We start from the raw sequence: 16,368 nt of genomic DNA, 5'->3' as shown, positions 1-16,368 counted from the left end.
GGATCTCCGCTTAATTAAGAGTCATGTTTAACTAGAGGAGCCAGTCGAGTCGCCATCCAGTCTGCAATAAAGGGCTGGGCGTCGCGATTGGGGTGAATACCGTCATCCTGCATCCATTGCGGTTTCAGATAGACCTCCTCCATGAAAAATGGCAGCAGCGGAATATCGAATTCTTTGGCAAGCTTGGGATAGATGGCGCTAAAGGCCTCATTATAACGGCGTCCGTAGTTCGCAGGCAGACGAATTTGCATTAATAACGGCTGCGCGTTGGCGGCCTGAATATCCGTAATAATTTTGCGTAAGGTTTCTTCTGTCTGTTGCGGCTGGAATCCCCGCAGACCGTCGTTACCGCCCAGTTCGACCAGCACCCAGCGAGGTTGATGTTGTTTAAGCAAAGCGGGCAGGCGCGCAAGCCCCTGCTGGGACGTATCGCCGCTGATGCTGGCATTCAGCACCGGCGTTTGGGTCTGCCACTTATCGTTGAGCAGCGCAGGCCAGGCGGCAGTGGCCGCCATCCGGTAGCCCGCACTCAGGCTGTCACCCAGCACCAGTAACGTGTCCGCCGCAGCGGCGCGAAAGGTCATCAGAATCAGAAACAGGAAGGGCAAATGCCAGCGGAAAACATTGTTGCAGTTCATCATCTTAAGAAGTCCGTCGGTCAGGGTGAGCACGAGCTATCCATCCTCACCGGAGTTGAACTCGTTGTCAAACGCGCTGAAACCATTGCGCTGATTGGTGAATCCGGTTCCGGTAAGTCCACGCTGCTGGCGATTCTGGCCGGGCTGGACGATGGCAGCAGCGGGGAGGTCAACCTGGTCGGTCAGCCGCTGCATAAGCTCGATGAAGAGGCGCGTGCGGCGCTGCGAGCAAAGCATATCGGCTTTGTGTTTCAGTCTTTCATGCTCATCCCGACTCTCAATGCGCTGGAAAACGTTGAGCTGCCGGGTCTGCTGCGCGGTGAAAACGCCAGTCAGAGCCGCAGCAGTGCAAAAGCGCTGCTGGAGCAGCTTGGGTTAGGCAAGCGTCTGGATCATCTCCCGGCGCAGCTGTCCGGTGGCGAGCAGCAGCGTGTGGCACTGGCGCGGGCGTTCAACGGTCGCCCGGAGGTGCTGTTTGCCGATGAACCGACGGGGAATCTCGACCGGCAGACCGGCGATAAAATTGCCGATTTACTCTTCTCCCTCAACCGCGAGCACGGCACCACGCTGATTCTGGTCACCCACGATCCGCAGCTTGCCGCCCGCTGCGACAGACGTCTGCGTCTGGTTAACGGGCAATTGCAGGAGGAAGCATGATTGCACGCTGGTTCTGGCGCGAATGGCGCTCGCCCTCGCTATTGATTGTCTGGCTGGCGCTGAGTCTGGCGGTGGCCTGCGTGCTGGCGCTCGGCAGCGTCAGCGATCGTATGGAAAAGGGCTTAAGTCAGCAAAGCCGCGAGTTTATGGCGGGCGACCGCACCCTGAGCAGCTCACGCGATGTGCCGCAGGCGTGGATCGATGAGGCGCGTAAACAGGGGCTGAAGGTCGGTCAGCAGTTGAGTTTCCAGACCATGACCTTCGCCGCTGATACGCCCCAGCTGGCGAGCGTGAAAGCGGTCGACGACATCTATCCCATGTACGGCGAGCTGCAAACCGAGCCGCCGGGCTTAAAACCGACGGCAGGCTCAGTGCTACTGGCCCCTCGGCTGATGGCGCTGCTGAACCTGAAAACCGGCGACAGCATCGACGTGGGCGACGCCACGCTGAAAATCGCCGGGGAAGTGGTGCAGGAGCCGGATTCCGGCTTTAACCCCTTCCAGATGGCACCGCGTCTGCTGATGAATACCGCTGATGTGGCAAAAACCGGAGCCGTACAACCGGGCAGCCGCGTCACCTGGCGCTACAAATTTGGCGGCACGCCTGCACAGATCGACGCCTACGAAAAGTGGCTGAAACCGCAGCTGAAACCGGAACATCGCTGGATTGGCATGGAGCAGGACGACGGTGCACTGGGGAAATCCCTCGAACGCTCGCAGCAGTTTTTACTGCTCTCTGCGCTACTGACCATGCTGCTGGCGGTTGCTGCCGTGGCGGTGGCGATGGGGCACTACTGCCGCAGCCGCTACGATCTGGTGGCGATCCTGAAAACCCTCGGCGCGGGCAGGGCGCAGCTGCGTAAGCTGATCGTCGGCCAGTGGCTGATGGTGCTGGCGTTGTCTGCCATCACCGGCGGGGCGATTGGGCTGCTGTTTGAAAAAGTGCTGATGATCCTGCTGAAACCGGTGCTACCTGCCGCACTTCCGCCAGCCAGCCTGTGGCCCTGGCTGTGGGCCATGGGGGCGATGGTGGTGATTTCGCTGTTGGTGGGGCTGCGCCCTTATCGCCTGCTGCTGGCCACGCAGCCGTTGCGGGTGCTGCGCAGAGATGTGGTTGCCAGCGTCTGGCCGCTTAAATTCTATCTGCCGGTTGTGGTGGCAGTGGTGGTGATGTTGCTCGCCTGGCTGATGGGCGGCAGCATGTTGCTGTGGGCGGTGCTGGCCGGCGCCGTTGTGCTGGCGCTCCTGTGCGGCGTGCTGGGCTGGATGCTGCTGAACGTGCTGAAAGGGCTGACCTTGAAATCCCTGCCCGTGCGTCTGGCGGTGAATCGTCTGCTGCGCCAGCCGTGGTCTACCCTCAGCCAGCTGTCGGCATTTTCACTCTCCTTTATGCTGCTGGCGATGCTGCTGGTGCTGCGCGGCGATCTGCTTGACCGCTGGCAGCAGCAGCTGCCGCCGGAAAGCCCGAACTATTTCCTGATTAACATCGCACCGGAGCAGGTCACGCCGCTGAAGGGTTTCCTTTCTGAGCATCAGATTGTGCCCGAGTCGTTCTATCCGATTGTTCGCGCGCGGCTGACGCAGATTAACGGCAAGCCGACGGAGGGGAATCAGGACGAGGCGCTTAACCGTGAGCTGAATCTGACCTGGCAGGATAAGCGTCCGGATCATAACCCGATTACCGCCGGAAACTGGCCGCCAAAAGCGGGTGAAGTGTCGATGGAAGAAGGGTTGGCTGCGCGGCTGAAAGTCGGTTTAGGGGATACGGTGACCTTCACTGGCGATACCCAGGACTTTAGCGCCAAAGTGACCAGTCTGCGTAAAGTGGACTGGGAAAGCCTGCGTCCGAACTTCTTCTTTATCTTCCCGTCCGGGGCGCTCGACGGGCAGCCGCAAAGCTGGCTGACCAGCTTCCGCTGGGAAAACGGCAACGGCATGCTGACGCAGCTGAACCGCGAGTTCCCGACGGTGAGCCTGCTGGATATTGGCGCGATCCTGAAACAGGTCGGCCAGGTGCTGGAGCAGGTAAGCCGTGCGCTGGAGGTCATGGTGGTGCTGGTCACCGCCTGCGGCCTATTGCTGCTGCTGGCGCAGGTGCAGGTGGGAATGCGACAGCGCCATCAGGAGCTGGTGGTGTACCGCACGCTCGGCGCGAGTAAATCCCTGCTGCGCACAACCCTGTGGTGCGAGTTTGCGCTGCTGGGGCTGGTGTCAGGACTGGTGGCGGCCATCGGTGCAGAAACCGCGCTGGCCGTGCTTCAGACCAAAGTCTTCGACTTCCCGTGGGAGCCGGACTGGCGGCTGTGGCTGATCCTTCCGGTCTCCGGCGCAGTGCTGCTCTCCTTGTGCGGTGGCTGGCTGGGAACGCGTCTGTTAAAAGGCAAAGCTCTGTTCCGTCAGTTTGCCAGTTAATTCCCTTACGTGATGATTACGCACCGGTTTATATACTGGTGTGTAATCATTAAGTAGCACAAATCGATAATACCCCCACTTTTAGCAGCACAAAACATTAAAAACCCAACACCACGGCTCGTTTAATTCCGGATATTATTTGTCTGCTAAATAATTAGCAGCGTGTCTATCAAGGAATAATAATGACCATAAAAAAAACAGCGCTGGCGGCAACGATCGGCGCGGCAGTGGCATTGGCGTCTTTCGCAGCACAAGCGGAAATCACCGTACTGAAACAAGATCCGCAGGCGGGCAACCCCCTCAGCCGTCTTAACTTCACCGTTGGCGGCAGTATTCGTCCTCAGTTCAACATGATGACGGGCGACGGCGACAAAGGTTCTTACAAGCGTAACGGCTTCGACGGCGGTACACGTTTCCGTTTCGCCGCAGATTACTACCTGTTCGATGACATCAGCTGGATAAGCTACTACGAGCTGGGTGTGAACATTCCGGCGCTGTTCGACTGGGATAATCACTACGCAGAAGGCGCGAACAACACCTCTCGCCGTATGCTCTACACCGGCCTGAAAAGCGATACCTGGGGTACGCTGACCTTCGGTCAACAGAACAGCGTCTATTACGATGTGGTGGGCGCGAAAACCGATATCTGGGACTATGACATGATCGGTCAGGCTCCGGGTAACGGCATCAACGGCGACTACGACGGCTCTTATCGATCCCGTAAAATGCTGAAATATAAGAAAACCGTGGGCGATGCCGATATCTACGCCTCCTACCTGTTTGAAGACGGTGAATACCTGCCAGGTAACGGCCTGCGTTACAAACGTAAAGGCGGCGGTTCACTGGGTCTGGATTATCACCTGACTACCGACCTGACCTGGGGCGCGGCGTGGAACTACACCCGTGCGGATATGCGTAACCCGGACAACGGCGACAGCAAATCTTACGACCAGAATATCCTCGGTACGGCGCTGAGCTGGACCCCGGACAACTGGACCTTCTCCGCAGGCGGCGGCTGGTATCAGAACTTCATGACCACCAAAAAAGTGTCCGTGAACGACTACTTTGCCGGTGATGCGTGGGGTATTGAATACTTCGCGGGCTACAAAATCCCGGTTGGCCAGTTTGCGCTGAAATCCGTTCAGCCGTACGTGATGGGCGATCGTATTGAGTATGTGAATGGCCGCAACTACCAGCGCACTGATAATGGCGTGGGTGTGAGCTTCCAGCTGGATTACGGTTTCCGTGTTGATTACGAGCACGTCTTTACCTCCAGCACCGACGACCTGGGTGATATGAACCTGGTACGTCTGCGTTACGACTTCTAAGTCTGAACGTATGGCCCCGGTGGCACGTTGCTACCGGGGCGACGAACTGTGCCGATCTCACCGGTTATATACGCGCACGGTCTATCCTTTCCCATAAAACGCATATCCCAATTTCCTGCACATTCAACGACATATTCCGCAACATCATGAAATAATTTCAAGGACAGCCGCTTGTGATCTGTGTCATGTTAAACAGACTCTGCCCCGCATCGTACGGGGCATCACAACGTCACACCGCTTTGAAATGGAGATCTCATGGGAATTCGTCATACGTTTCGCGCCGCCGCCGGTGCGCTTTTGCTGCTCTGCGGTTTGCAGACCGCCCACGCTAACAGCGATCCGCACACCATTGTGTTTGGCGTCGCCCCAGGCCCTTACGGCGATATGGTGAAACAGGCCATTGCCCCCTCGTTGAAAGAGAAGGGCTACAACGTCGTGGTGCGCGAATTCAGTGATTACGTGCAGCCAAATATGGCGCTCTCAAACGGCAGCATCGACGTTAACCTGTTCCAGCACTCGCTCTATTTTAATAAGTTCACGGCGGATAAAGGGCTGAAACTGACCAAATTACTCACCGTGCCGACTGCGGGAATGGGCTTTTACTCGCGCCAGATCAAGAGCCTGGATCAGCTTAAAAAGGGCGATATTGTGACCCTGTCAAACGACCCGACCAACCTCGCGCGCGGCCTGCGTTTCCTGCAGTCCCTGAAATTAATCACCATCAAAGACAACATCGATCCGACCAAAGCCTCTGAGCGCGATATTGCCAGCAATCCGAAAGGGCTGGTCTTCAAACCGCTGGAAGCCGCGCAGCTGCCGCGCACGCTTGATAGCGTCACAGCCTCGCTGGTGAACGGCAACTTTGCGATTGCCGCCGGGCTGGATCTCTCCAGCGCTCTGGCGCAGGAGCATCTCGATGAAAACCTGAAAAATATCATCGCCGTACGCACGGAAGATGCGGATAAACCCTTCGCGAAAGATATCGTGGCGGTGGTGCAGTCCCCGGCCTATCGCGCGGTGATCGACGATCCGAAAAACGTGTATACCGCTTTCCAGAAACCGGACTGGATGACGGCCGCAAAACCGTAATCGCGTAACCGATCGACAGGGCAGCCGAGTCTGCCCTTTTCGCATTTCTGAGGTAGTCATGATTGAGTTAGACAAGGTATGCGTCGACTTCCAGACAGGACGTGGACCTTCCACCCGTGCGGTTTCCGACGTCAGCCTGACGATTGCGGCGGGCGAGATTTTTGGCATTGTCGGCACCAGCGGCGCCGGGAAAAGCACGCTGCTGCGCACCCTTAACGCGCTCCAGCGCCCGAGCGCGGGCCGCGTGAATGTTAACGGCGTGGAGATTTCAGCCCTCGACGGCGTGAATCTGCGTAAAGCACGCCAGCGCATCGGTATGATTTTCCAGCATTTCAATTTAATGCATACCCGCACAGTGGCGCAGAACGTGGCGTTCAGCCTCAAAGCCGCCGGATGGGCGCGCAGCAACATCGCCCCGCGTGTGGCGGAGATCCTCGCCCTGGTCGGGCTGACGGACAAAGCGAATCGTTACCCGGTGCAGCTGAGCGGCGGGCAGAAACAGCGCGTGGGGATCGCCCGTGCGATTGCCAACCATCCTGACGTCCTGCTCTGCGACGAACCGACATCCGCGCTGGATCTGGAAACCTCGGCCACCATTCTGGCGCTGCTGAAGCAGATCAACCAGCAGATGGGGATCACGATCGTGCTGATCACCCATGAGATGAACGTGATCAAATCTATCTGCGATCGCGTGGCGGTGATGTCCGGCGGCGAAGTGGTGGAGCTGGGCGAGGTGTTTGACGTCTTTGCCCATCCGCAGCATCCGTTCACGCAGCAGCTGGTCTCCCATACTCTGAACCTGACCCTGCCGGAGCGGTTGCAGCAGCACCTGCCGGGGCAACTGCTGAAAATTCTGTTTATTGGGGATTCCGCCGAGCAGCCCGTGCTCTCGGATGTGGCGATCAAATTTGGCGTGGCGGTGAATATTCTGCACGGCAAAATCGAGTACATCGGTGAACGCGCGCTGGGGATTCTGGTGGTGCAGCTGACGGCGGATGACACGTCCGTGGTGGCGTCTGCCGTGGAACATATTCGTCATCGTACAGCCCAGGTGGAGGTGATCCGTGGATGATTTAGTGGCCGATCTGGGCCTTGCGTTTAACGAAACCTTCCAGATGCTGAGCATCTCAACGGTGCTGGCGATAATTGGCGGCCTGCCGCTCGGCTTTTTAATTTTTGTCACCGACCGCCACCTGTTCTGGCAAAACCGCGCTGTCTATCTGGTGAGCTCCGTGCTGGTGAACATTATCCGTTCGGTGCCGTTCGTGATCCTGCTGGTTCTGCTGCTGCCGTTGACGCAGCTGCTGCTCGGCAACACCATCGGCCCGATTGCGGCGTCGGTGCCGCTCTCCGTGGCGGCGATTGCGTTTTACGCCCGTCTGGTGGACAGCGCACTAAGAGAAGTGGACAAGGGGATCATCGAAGCGGCAGAAGCCTTTGGTGCCAGCCCGATGCGGATTATCTGCACTGTTTTACTGCCGGAAGCGAGCGCCGGGCTGCTGCGCGGCCTGACCATTACGCTGGTGAGCCTGATCGGTTACTCGGCGATGGCGGGAATTGTCGGCGGCGGTGGGGTAGGGGATCTGGCGATCCGCTACGGCTATTACCGCTACGAAACCCAGGTGATGGTTGTCACCGTGATCGCGCTGATCGTGCTGGTGCAGATTGTTCAGGTGCTGGGCGACTGGCTGGCGAAACGCGCCGATAAGCGCGATCGCCGTTAGAGAATCAGGCCGCCAGCCAGGCGGCCACCGCGTTAAATTCGCCCCGAAAAACAATTTTGTCGGCTTTTTTCGTCAGCTGAAAGCGGTACATCGGGTCGTAATAGTCATCGAGCAGTGGCGCAAGCCAGGAATAGTGCGCCTCGGTACGTCCGGTGCGCTGCTGCTCGATGAGCGCGGAATCAAGTAAGGCGCTGAACTCTGCAAACCGCTGTAACCCCAGACGGCGGCGGATGGCGAACAGGCCGTGGTGCAGATAGTCGTTGTACTCCTGCCAGCCTTTTTCTTCGCCGAATGCGGCTGAAAAATCCTGCCACATGTGCGCGAAATACTCCTCGCGCAGGCGTTCAAGACGGATATCAAAAGGATCGTCCACCACCACGATAGGCGATTCCGCCATGCGCTCGCGCAGACACTCCGGCAGATGGTTGGAGCCAATCATGCGGCCTTCGTCTTCCAGCACCCAGCGTGCGGCGTCCTTTTTCAGCAGCGCAACGGCCAGGTGATTTTCAAAACTGGCCTGCGACAGCTGGGCATTAAGCGTGCGGCCAAAGGATGAGCCGCGATGACGCGCCAGCCCCTCCAGGTCGATGCCCGACGCGTGCTGTTTAACCAGCAGCGTTTTGCCGCTGCCGGTACAGCCGCCAATCAGCACCATCGGCTTTTGCACCTGTTCGGCGGTGGCTTGGATCGCGGTCTGACGCAGGGCTTTGTAGCCGCCCACAATCAGCGGGTAATCAATGTCCACCGCGTTTAACCACGCCTGGGCAATGTGCGAGCGCTGCCCGCCACGCGCACAGCAGAGATAGCCGCCAGGGTTTGCCAGACAGGCGTCGCGCCAGGCGTTAATCCGCTCTTCCCGCGTGTCGCCGCTGACCAGACTATGGCCCAACGCCAGCGCGGCTTCTGGCCCCTGGCGTTTATAGCACGTGCCCACGGCGGCGCGTTCGTCGTCGGTCATCAGCGGCAAATTGAGCGCAGCAGGCATGGCGCCTTGGGTGAATTCGATCGGCGCGCGAACGTCGAGTAAAGGGGTATCGGCGGCAAGGATCGCGCGATAGTCCGTTCCATCGTTCATGAGAAGTCCTGAAGGAAACAAAACAGCAATAGGCGGGGATTTTACGCGCGTTGAAAGATGCCGGGGAAGGAAAAGATCAACTCCCCGGCATTTAGACCTTATTTGAGTTTGCTTTGCGCCCAGGCGATGCCGCTTGCGTACTCAGGTGGCAGCAGCGGAACCATCGCTTCGAGGGTGGCGCTCAGGCGGCCAGCGTCGTCATCGTTCAGATTGAGATGCCCGACTTTACGGCCTTCGCGCACCTCTTTGTCGTACCAGTGCAGATGGACCAGCGGCAGTTTCAGCCAGTCATAATTCAGATCGGTTCCGATGAGATTGATCATCACCGACGGGCTGTTCACCACCGGCTGCGGCAAAGGCAGATCGGTAATGGCGCGAAGATGCAGCTCAAACTGGCTGATGGAGGCGCCGTTTTGCGTCCAGTGGCCACTGTTATGCACGCGCGGGGCGAGTTCGTTGATCAGCAGACCGGCTGGCGTGATAAAGCACTCCATCGCCATGACGCCGACGTAGCCCAGCTCATGCATGATGGCTGAGAGCATATCTTCGGCCTGCGCCTGCTGAGCGGCGTTCGCCTGCGGGAACACCACGCTGGTGCGCAGAATACCGTCCTGATGCAGGTTATGGGTCAGGGGATAAAACACCGTGCTGCCGTCATGGGCGCGCGCGCCAACCAGCGACACTTCGCCGCTAAAATTGATCCCCTGCTCGACGATACATTCGCCGTAGCACTCGTCCGGCAGCTCGGCGGTTTCGTTTGCACGTAAACGCCACTGGCCGCGCCCGTCGTAGCCGCCGGTGCGACGCTTTACGATCGCCAGCTCGCCGAGGGTCTCGAAGACCGCCGGCCATTCGCTTTTATCCGCCAGCAGTTGCCACGGGGCCGTCGCCAGGCCCAGCTTGTCGAACAGCTGTTTTTGCGTCAGTCGGTCAGCAATAATCGGGAACACATCGCGGTTCACGAAGGCGTTATGACGCGCCAGCTCGCGGGTTAACGCGGTTTCCGGCCAGCGCTCGATTTCAGCGGTGATGACGCTTTGCTGAAACGGCACGGCTTCCGGCTCGGCGTCCAGCCCGACGGGCCAGACGCTGATGCCCAGCGGCTCACCCGCCTGACGCAGCATTCGGCCCAACTGACCGTTCCCGAGGACGCAGACTTGTTTCATGCCTCACCTCGCGGATCCGGATTCTCCAGCACCTCGTCGGTCTGGGCTTTACGCCACTCTGCCAGACGCTGATGCAGCTCTTTATCGTGTGTTGCCAGAATTTGTGCCGCCAGCAGTGCAGCGTTCGCGGCACCTGCTTTGCCAATCGCCAGCGTACCGACCGGGATCCCGCGCGGCATCTGTACGATGGAATAGAGGCTGTCGACGCCGCTCAGGGCAGCACTTTGCACCGGCACACCCAGCACTGGCACCAGCGTTTTGGCGGCGATCATGCCTGGCAGATGTGCAGCACCGCCCGCACCGGCAATGATCACCTGATAGCCGTTCTCTTCTGCGCCTTCGGCGAAGCTGAACAGTTTATCGGGAGTACGGTGCGCGGAGACCACTTCAATATGATGTGGAACGTTCAGGATTTCGAAGATTTCGGCGGCAAACTGCATGGTAGCCCAGTCGCTTTTGGACCCCATCACGATGGCGACACGCGCCGGATTATTGCGGGAAGACATGCGTCTTAAAACTCCTGTGGGTGCGGAACACACTGCTTTGAGGGCACAGAGAATAGCATTAAATCACGAGCAGGAAAACGATTGCGTAGCGATGATTTCGGCAACAAACAGAGGGGGATTAAAACGGGAAAGGGATCAGTTCTATACCGTCTGGCGTGACTTTTACCATCGAGCCTTCCGTATGCCAGGCGCCTAACACGACGCGGTGCGCGGGCTCGCCGTTAGCGCACAGCGTGTGGACGTCCGGGCGATGGGTATGGCCGTGGATAAGCCATTGCACGCGATGTTTTTCCATCACCTCGATAACCGCCTGCGGATTCACATCCATGATGGACAGGGATTTGCTGCTGTTGGCGGCTTTACTGCCTGCGCGCATTTTGGCGGCAATGCGGTTGCGGATAAACAGCGGCAGAGCGAGAAACAGGGTCTGAATCCATGGCGTATGGACTTTGGCGCGAAACGCCAGATAGCCGGTATCGTCGGTACAGAGCGTGTCGCCGTGCATGATCAGCACCTGGCGACCGTAGAGATCGAGCACCTGTTCTTCCGGCAGCAGCGTCATACCGCTTTCACGGGCAAAGCGTTTGCCAATCAGAAAATCGCGATTGCCGTGGATGAAGAAGCAGGGGACGCCGGAATCAACCAGTGCTTTAATGGCGGCGGCGATTTCACGGTGCAGAGGGTTGGGATCGTCGTCGCCAATCCAGGCTTCAAAGAGATCGCCCAGAATGTAGAGCGCATCGGCAGAGCGGGCTTCGCCTTGTAAAAAACGCAGAAAACCGGCGGTGATCGCCGGTTCTTCTGTTTGCAGATGGAGGTCTGCAATAAAGAGTGTCGCCACCAATTACTCGCTGACGGTCACGCTGGTAATGATAACGTCTTCTTTAGGAACGTCCTGGTGCATACCGCTGCGGCCAGTTGCCACGCCTTTGATTTTCTCAACCACGTCCATGCCTTCAACCACTTCTGCGAATACGCAGTAGCCCCAGCCCTGCATGCTTTCGCCGGAGAAGTTCAGGAAGTCGTTGTCAGCCACGTTGATGAAGAACTGGGCAGTCGCAGAGTGTGGAGCCTGGGTACGCGCCATTGCCAGCGTACCACGGGTGTTTTTCAGACCGTTGTTCGCTTCGTTTTTGATCGCTTCTTTGGTTTCTTTCTGGTTCATGCCAGGTTCAAAACCGCCACCCTGAATCATAAAGCCATTGATCACGCGGTGGAAAATAGTGTTGTTGTAGAAACCTTCGCGGCAGTAGTCCAGGAAGTTTTTAACTGTTTCAGGCGCTTTATCGTCAAAAGTTTTGATGACGATATCGCCATGATTAGTGTGGAAAGTAACCATTTTTGCATCCTGTTCCGGTATTGTGGTACGTCGACCTCTGTAAGGTCACAGATAAGAGGGCTGTTATAGCATAACCGTAAGACGGGATCATCTTGCATTGTGTGCTGATTCCGGTCTGAATTATGGGTATTATACAGACTTTATTATCCACACACGTCTACACGGAATCTTCGATGTTAAAAATCTTTAATACTCTGACGCGCCAAAAAGAGGAATTTAAACCTATCCATGCCGGGGAAGTCGGCATGTACGTGTGTGGTATCACTGTTTACGATCTCTGTCATATCGGTCATGGGCGTACTTTTGTCTCGTTCGACGTGGTCTCTCGCTACCTGCGTTTCCTGGGCTATACGCTCAAGTACGTGCGTAACATCACCGACATTGATGACAAAATCATTAAACGCGCTAATGAAAATGGCGAGAGTTTTGTCGCGCTGGTGGACCGCATGATCGCCGAGATGCACAAAGATTTTGATGCACTCAATATTCTGCGTCCCGACAGCGAGCCGCGTGCTACGCACCACATTCATGAAATTATCGATATCACCGAAAAGCTGATCGCCCGCGGTCACGCCTATGTTGCCGACAACGGCGATGTGATGTTCTCGGTGCCGACCGATCCGAACTACGGCCAGCTCTCTCGCCAGGATCTGGACCAGCTGCAGGCCGGTGCGCGCGTTGACGTCGTTGACGTGAAGCGCAACCCGATGGACTTCGTACTCTGGAAAATGTCCAAAGCCGGTGAACCAAGCTGGCCATCCCCGTGGGGCGAAGGGCGTCCGGGCTGGCACATTGAGTGCTCGGCGATGAACTGCAAGCAGCTCGGCAAGCATTTTGATATTCACGGCGGCGGGTCGGATCTGATGTTCCCGCACCATGAAAACGAAATCGCTCAGTCCACCTGTGCTCACGGCGGCGAGTACGTGAACTACTGGATGCACTCCGGCATGGTGATGGTCGATCGCGAAAAGATGTCCAAATCACTGGGCAACTTCTTTACCGTGCGCGACGTGCTGAAATATTACGACGCGGAAACCGTTCGCTACTTCCTGATGTCCGGCCACTACCGCAGCCAGCTGAACTACAGCGAAGAGAACCTGAAACAGGCGCGTTCTGCGCTGGAGCGTCTGTACACCGCGCTGCGCGGCACCGACAAATCTGTCGCACCGGCAGGGGGCGATGCGTTCGAAGCACGCTTTATCGAGGTGATGAACGACGATTTCAACACCCCGGAAGCCTACTCGGTGCTGTTTGATATGGCGCGTGAAGTGAACCGCCTGAAAACAGAAGATATGGCTGCCGCGAACGCGCTGGCCGCTCATCTGCGTAAACTCTCTGCGGTGCTCGGCCTGCTGGAGCAAGAGCCGGAAGTGTTCCTGCAAAGCAGCGCACAGGCGGACGATGGCGAAGTGGCGGAAATTGAGGCGCTGATCAAAGCGCGTCTGGAAGCGCGTCAGGCGAAAGACTGGGCGGCGGCGGATGCGGCGCGTAATCGCCTGACCGAAATGGGGATCATCCTGGAAGATGGCCCGCAGGGCACCACCTGGCGTCGTAAGTAGGTCACTGTTACCCGGTCAATTCCGTAAAACAGTCAATAAAACGCCCGACATGTTCGGGCGTTTTGCTATTTCTAGGCCGACTCCCGCGCGATCAGCTGCCCGGAAAGGGTGATCCGCTGCGTTTGCAGATCCGGCTCCTTCAGCTTGCGAATCATTAAACCGGCCGCCTGACGGCCCGTCTCTTCACTCGCCGACGACACATAGGTGAAGGACGGCGAGGTCAGATTCACATGCAGCATATCTTCAAACCCGACCAGCGCGACCTGCTGCGTCAGAAACACATCTTTTCCGACGGTACGCCCGACCTGATGAATCCCGGAAATCGAACCGATCATCGCATCCGGCGAATGGCACAGCAGGGCGGTGATGGTGTTGTTTTTTTCCAGCAGCTGACGGGTAATAAACCCTGCCGCCTGGGTATCGTCGCTACAGACCGGGGCGGATTCTTCGCGGTTCACCAGGCCGTATTGCGTCATCGCGCTGCGAAAACCGAGCAGGCGCTGCTCGCGGATCAGACAGCCTTCCCGCCCGCCGATATAGGCGATATTACGATGCCCGCGCTCAATCAGATAACGGGTGGCGAGATTCGCCGCCTGGCGATTATCGCGCATCACCAGATTGCAGGTTTCATTCAGCAAGGACTGGGAGACCACGACCAGCGGTAACGGGCATTCGCGGATTTGCGCCGGAAGCGTGGAGGTTCGTGTATCGGACGCCAGATAGATCACCCCGGCGACGCCCTGCTGTTTAAACGAAAGCAGGCAGCGCTCAAGATGCTCGTGATCGTTAAGCGGCTGCCCGAGGAAAACCATATAGCCTTGCTTTTCCAGCTCCTGCACGATGCTCGCCATCACTTTGATGGAGAAACTGTCGCTGAAATCACGCAGGATCAGGCCGATAAGATTGGAGGTGTTGGCGCGAAGATTGGCGGCAGCGACGTTATGAATGTAGCCAAGCGTATTGATGGCAGCGTGGACTTTCTCAATCGTTGCCTCTGAGATTTTCCCTTTCTGACGTAACACCAGCGAGACGGTGGACACCGATACGCCTGCGTGTTTTGCGACATCAATAATGCTGACTTTCTTCAAACTCGCTCCCTGAAATTTCTCGATTATCAGCCAGATAAGACACGCCTCCCAGACTACAGGAGACGTGCCGGTCCGGCATCTTATTATTTACCGATCATGGTGGACATGGTCTGGGCGATAAACTGTGCTCTGGCACCGAAAATCACCTGAATACCGTTATCGCCGACGAAGACGACGCCGCGCGCACCCAGACCGTTCAGCCCGTCTTTATCCACTTCATCACTCTTCGCCACTTCCAGACGCAGACGCGTGATACAGGAGCCGACGGAGTCGATGTTTTTCGCGCCACCCAGCAGGCCGATGATTTCGGTCGCGATTTCGGTGTCGGTTTTGTCATCCGTGGTGGCGGTCACTTCCGTGCGGCCCGGCGTTTTGACGTCGAAACGGCGGATGACGAAGCGGAAGGTGAAGTAGTAGATCAGCGCCATCGGAATACCGATGATCACGGCGTTGAGGAAGTTAGTCTGATAGCCGTTGAACGACGGCAGGATACCAAACGAAATGTAGTCAATCAGGCCCGCAGAGAAGGATTTGGCGATGTGAGCGTGCAGAAGGTACATAGTCATGTAGGCCAGACCCGCCATAATAGCGTTAAAGACGTACAGGATCGGGGCCACGAAGATAAAGGTGAACTCTACCGGCTCGGTGATGCCCGTCAGGAAGCAGGTTAACGCCGCCGAGAACAGAATACCGAAGGCGATTTTTTTATTCTTGGTGTGCGCTTCGTGATACATCGCCAGACAGGCCGCAGGCAGCGCGAACAACATCAGCGGGAACTCGCCCTGCATGAATTTACCGGCGTTCTGGTAAGTGTCGCTGCTAAAGGATTTGGTCCCTTCTTCCAGCATTTTGAACCAGATTGTCTGATCGCCGTGGATCACCTGGCCCGCCTGGGTGGTGTAATCGCCGAACGAATACCAGAACGACGGATACCAGATGTGATGCAGGCCGAGCGGGATTAACGCACGTTCAACCAGACCAAAGATAAAGGTCGAGGCCGCCTGATTATCGCCGTTCACAATCACCGACAGGGCATCGATCCCCGCCTGAATATGCTGCCAGACATACGGCAGCAGCAAACCGAGAACGAATGACAGAAACGCAGTGGCGATGGCGACAAAACGTTTGCCGGAGAAGAAGCCGAGGAACTCCGGCAGCTGCATGGTGTGGAAGCGGTTATAGCACCAGGCCGCGAGAATACCGCAGATAAGCCCGCCGAAAACGCCCATTTGCAGCGTCGGAATACCCACCACCATGGCGTATTTCCCGCCCTGGGAGGCCATTTCCGGCGTAATGCTCAGAACGGTGCCGATGGTGATGTTAGTGACAAACACCGATACCGCCGCCGACAGGGCTGCGATCCCGGATTCAGACGCCAGGCCAACGGCAGAACCAATGGCGAACAGCATCGGCAGGTTATCAAAAATGACCCCACCGGCGTTCATCATCAGCGGCATGTGGAATTTATCGCCGAAGGCTAACAGCAGGCCCGCAGCAGGAAGCAGTGAAATTGGCAGCATCAACGCGCGGCCAATCATCGATAACTTAGACAACGATTTAACAAACCCTGATATCAGACTCATGCTGATTTCCCCCGAGAAGCGCTTTGAGAGGCGCTGTTATTGTAAGTAGAACGTTTTAGTAGAACGTTCTACTTATCGTGAGAGAAGCCTGAAATTCGTGCAACTTAATTTTCACATTTCAACAAACGAAATAGTGATTCTTTGAAGTTGATCGAGAATTAACCGTTATGGTTGAGGGGAAATCAGGGGGCGAGAGGGGGAAAAT

At 57.2% G+C, this 16,368-nt stretch carries 15 protein-coding genes; 7 read left to right on the top strand and 8 right to left on the bottom strand.

The window, feature by feature from the left end; genetic code table 11:
- Nucleotides 1-14: 14 nt before the first annotated feature.
- Entirely contained in the window at nucleotides 15-641 is a 627-nt protein-coding gene (tesA, locus tag ETG88_RS03270; RefSeq protein ID WP_100780759.1) for a multifunctional acyl-CoA thioesterase I/protease I/lysophospholipase L1, read from the bottom strand.
- Here tesA and ybbA point away from each other — a divergent pair.
- The 6 genes from ybbA (at nucleotide 609) to ETG88_RS03240 (ending at nucleotide 7,847) form a co-directional block, all read left to right on the top strand.
- On the top strand, nucleotides 609-1,295 hold the full coding sequence (ybbA, locus tag ETG88_RS03265) for a putative ABC transporter ATP-binding protein YbbA (RefSeq protein ID WP_100777348.1): 687 nt from the start codon (nucleotides 609-611) through the stop codon (nucleotides 1,293-1,295). The two genes, tesA and ybbA, sit on opposite strands and share 33 nt — an antisense overlap.
- Nucleotides 1,292-3,706 carry a putative ABC transporter permease subunit YbbP gene (gene ybbP / locus ETG88_RS03260; protein WP_102104259.1) on the top strand — a complete coding sequence of 805 codons (2,415 nt, stop codon included), beginning with the start codon at nucleotides 1,292-1,294 and terminating at the stop codon, nucleotides 3,704-3,706. The genes ybbA and ybbP overlap by 4 nt, the downstream gene beginning before the upstream one ends.
- A gap of 176 nt (nucleotides 3,707-3,882) precedes the next feature.
- Nucleotides 3,883-5,034 carry a porin gene (locus tag ETG88_RS03255; protein WP_187469893.1) on the top strand — a complete coding sequence of 384 codons (1,152 nt, stop codon included), beginning with the start codon at nucleotides 3,883-3,885 and terminating at the stop codon, nucleotides 5,032-5,034.
- 255 nt (nucleotides 5,035-5,289) lie between these two features.
- Nucleotides 5,290-6,123: a MetQ/NlpA family ABC transporter substrate-binding protein gene (locus ETG88_RS03250; RefSeq protein WP_129034591.1), complete on the top strand. Its 834-nt coding sequence runs from the start codon at nucleotides 5,290-5,292 to the stop codon at nucleotides 6,121-6,123.
- 58 nt (nucleotides 6,124-6,181) lie between these two features.
- Nucleotides 6,182-7,195 carry a virulence-associated ABC transporter ATP-binding protein SfbB gene (gene sfbB / locus ETG88_RS03245; protein WP_129034590.1) on the top strand — a complete coding sequence of 338 codons (1,014 nt, stop codon included), beginning with the start codon at nucleotides 6,182-6,184 and terminating at the stop codon, nucleotides 7,193-7,195.
- A complete protein-coding gene (locus ETG88_RS03240) occupies nucleotides 7,188-7,847 on the top strand; it encodes a methionine ABC transporter permease (RefSeq protein ID WP_100777343.1) in 660 nt (219 codons plus the stop codon). The genes sfbB and ETG88_RS03240 overlap by 8 nt, the downstream gene beginning before the upstream one ends.
- 4 nt (nucleotides 7,848-7,851) lie before the next feature.
- On the opposite strand, the gene mnmH is transcribed toward ETG88_RS03240, so the two are convergent.
- The 5 genes from mnmH to ppiB form a co-directional block, all read right to left on the bottom strand.
- Complete coding sequence (mnmH, locus tag ETG88_RS03235; RefSeq protein WP_129034588.1) at nucleotides 7,852-8,922, bottom strand: tRNA 2-selenouridine(34) synthase MnmH; 1,071 nt, start codon at nucleotides 8,920-8,922, stop codon at nucleotides 7,852-7,854.
- Nucleotides 8,923-9,020: 98 nt separating this feature from the next.
- Nucleotides 9,021-10,088: a 5-(carboxyamino)imidazole ribonucleotide synthase gene (purK, locus tag ETG88_RS03230; RefSeq protein WP_100777341.1), complete on the bottom strand. Its 1,068-nt coding sequence runs from the start codon at nucleotides 10,086-10,088 to the stop codon at nucleotides 9,021-9,023.
- Nucleotides 10,085-10,594, bottom strand: a complete 510-nt coding sequence (gene purE, locus ETG88_RS03225) for a 5-(carboxyamino)imidazole ribonucleotide mutase (RefSeq protein WP_100777340.1) — start codon at nucleotides 10,592-10,594, stop codon at nucleotides 10,085-10,087. The genes purK and purE overlap by 4 nt, the downstream gene beginning before the upstream one ends.
- A 118-nt stretch (nucleotides 10,595-10,712) precedes the next feature.
- A complete protein-coding gene (gene lpxH / locus ETG88_RS03220) occupies nucleotides 10,713-11,435 on the bottom strand; it encodes a UDP-2,3-diacylglucosamine diphosphatase (protein WP_102104410.1) in 723 nt (240 codons plus the stop codon).
- 3 nt (nucleotides 11,436-11,438) lie between these two features.
- Nucleotides 11,439-11,933 carry a peptidylprolyl isomerase B gene (gene ppiB, locus ETG88_RS03215; RefSeq protein ID WP_107704116.1) on the bottom strand — a complete coding sequence of 165 codons (495 nt, stop codon included), beginning with the start codon at nucleotides 11,931-11,933 and terminating at the stop codon, nucleotides 11,439-11,441.
- Nucleotides 11,934-12,106: 173 nt separating this feature from the next.
- Here ppiB and cysS point away from each other — a divergent pair, with 173 nt between their 5' ends.
- On the top strand, nucleotides 12,107-13,492 hold the full coding sequence (cysS, locus tag ETG88_RS03210) for a cysteine--tRNA ligase (protein ID WP_102104252.1): 1,386 nt from the start codon (nucleotides 12,107-12,109) through the stop codon (nucleotides 13,490-13,492).
- Nucleotides 13,493-13,563: 71 nt separating this feature from the next.
- On the opposite strand, the gene malI is transcribed toward cysS, so the two are convergent.
- A complete protein-coding gene (gene malI, locus ETG88_RS03205; RefSeq protein WP_102104251.1) occupies nucleotides 13,564-14,580 on the bottom strand; it encodes a Mal regulon transcriptional regulator MalI in 1,017 nt (338 codons plus the stop codon).
- An 83-nt stretch (nucleotides 14,581-14,663) separates the two neighbouring features.
- Entirely contained in the window at nucleotides 14,664-16,163 is a 1,500-nt protein-coding gene (locus tag ETG88_RS03200) for a PTS transporter subunit EIIC (protein WP_100777337.1), read from the bottom strand.
- Nucleotides 16,164-16,368: the final 205 nt, after the last annotated feature.

The sequence above is a fragment of the Lelliottia nimipressuralis genome, from assembly GCF_004115925.1.
Taxonomy (GTDB): Bacteria; Pseudomonadota; Gammaproteobacteria; order Enterobacterales; family Enterobacteriaceae; genus Enterobacter; species Enterobacter nimipressuralis.
The sequence above is the reverse complement of the archived record's forward strand: the minus strand, read 5'-3'. Positions and strand labels throughout refer to the sequence as shown.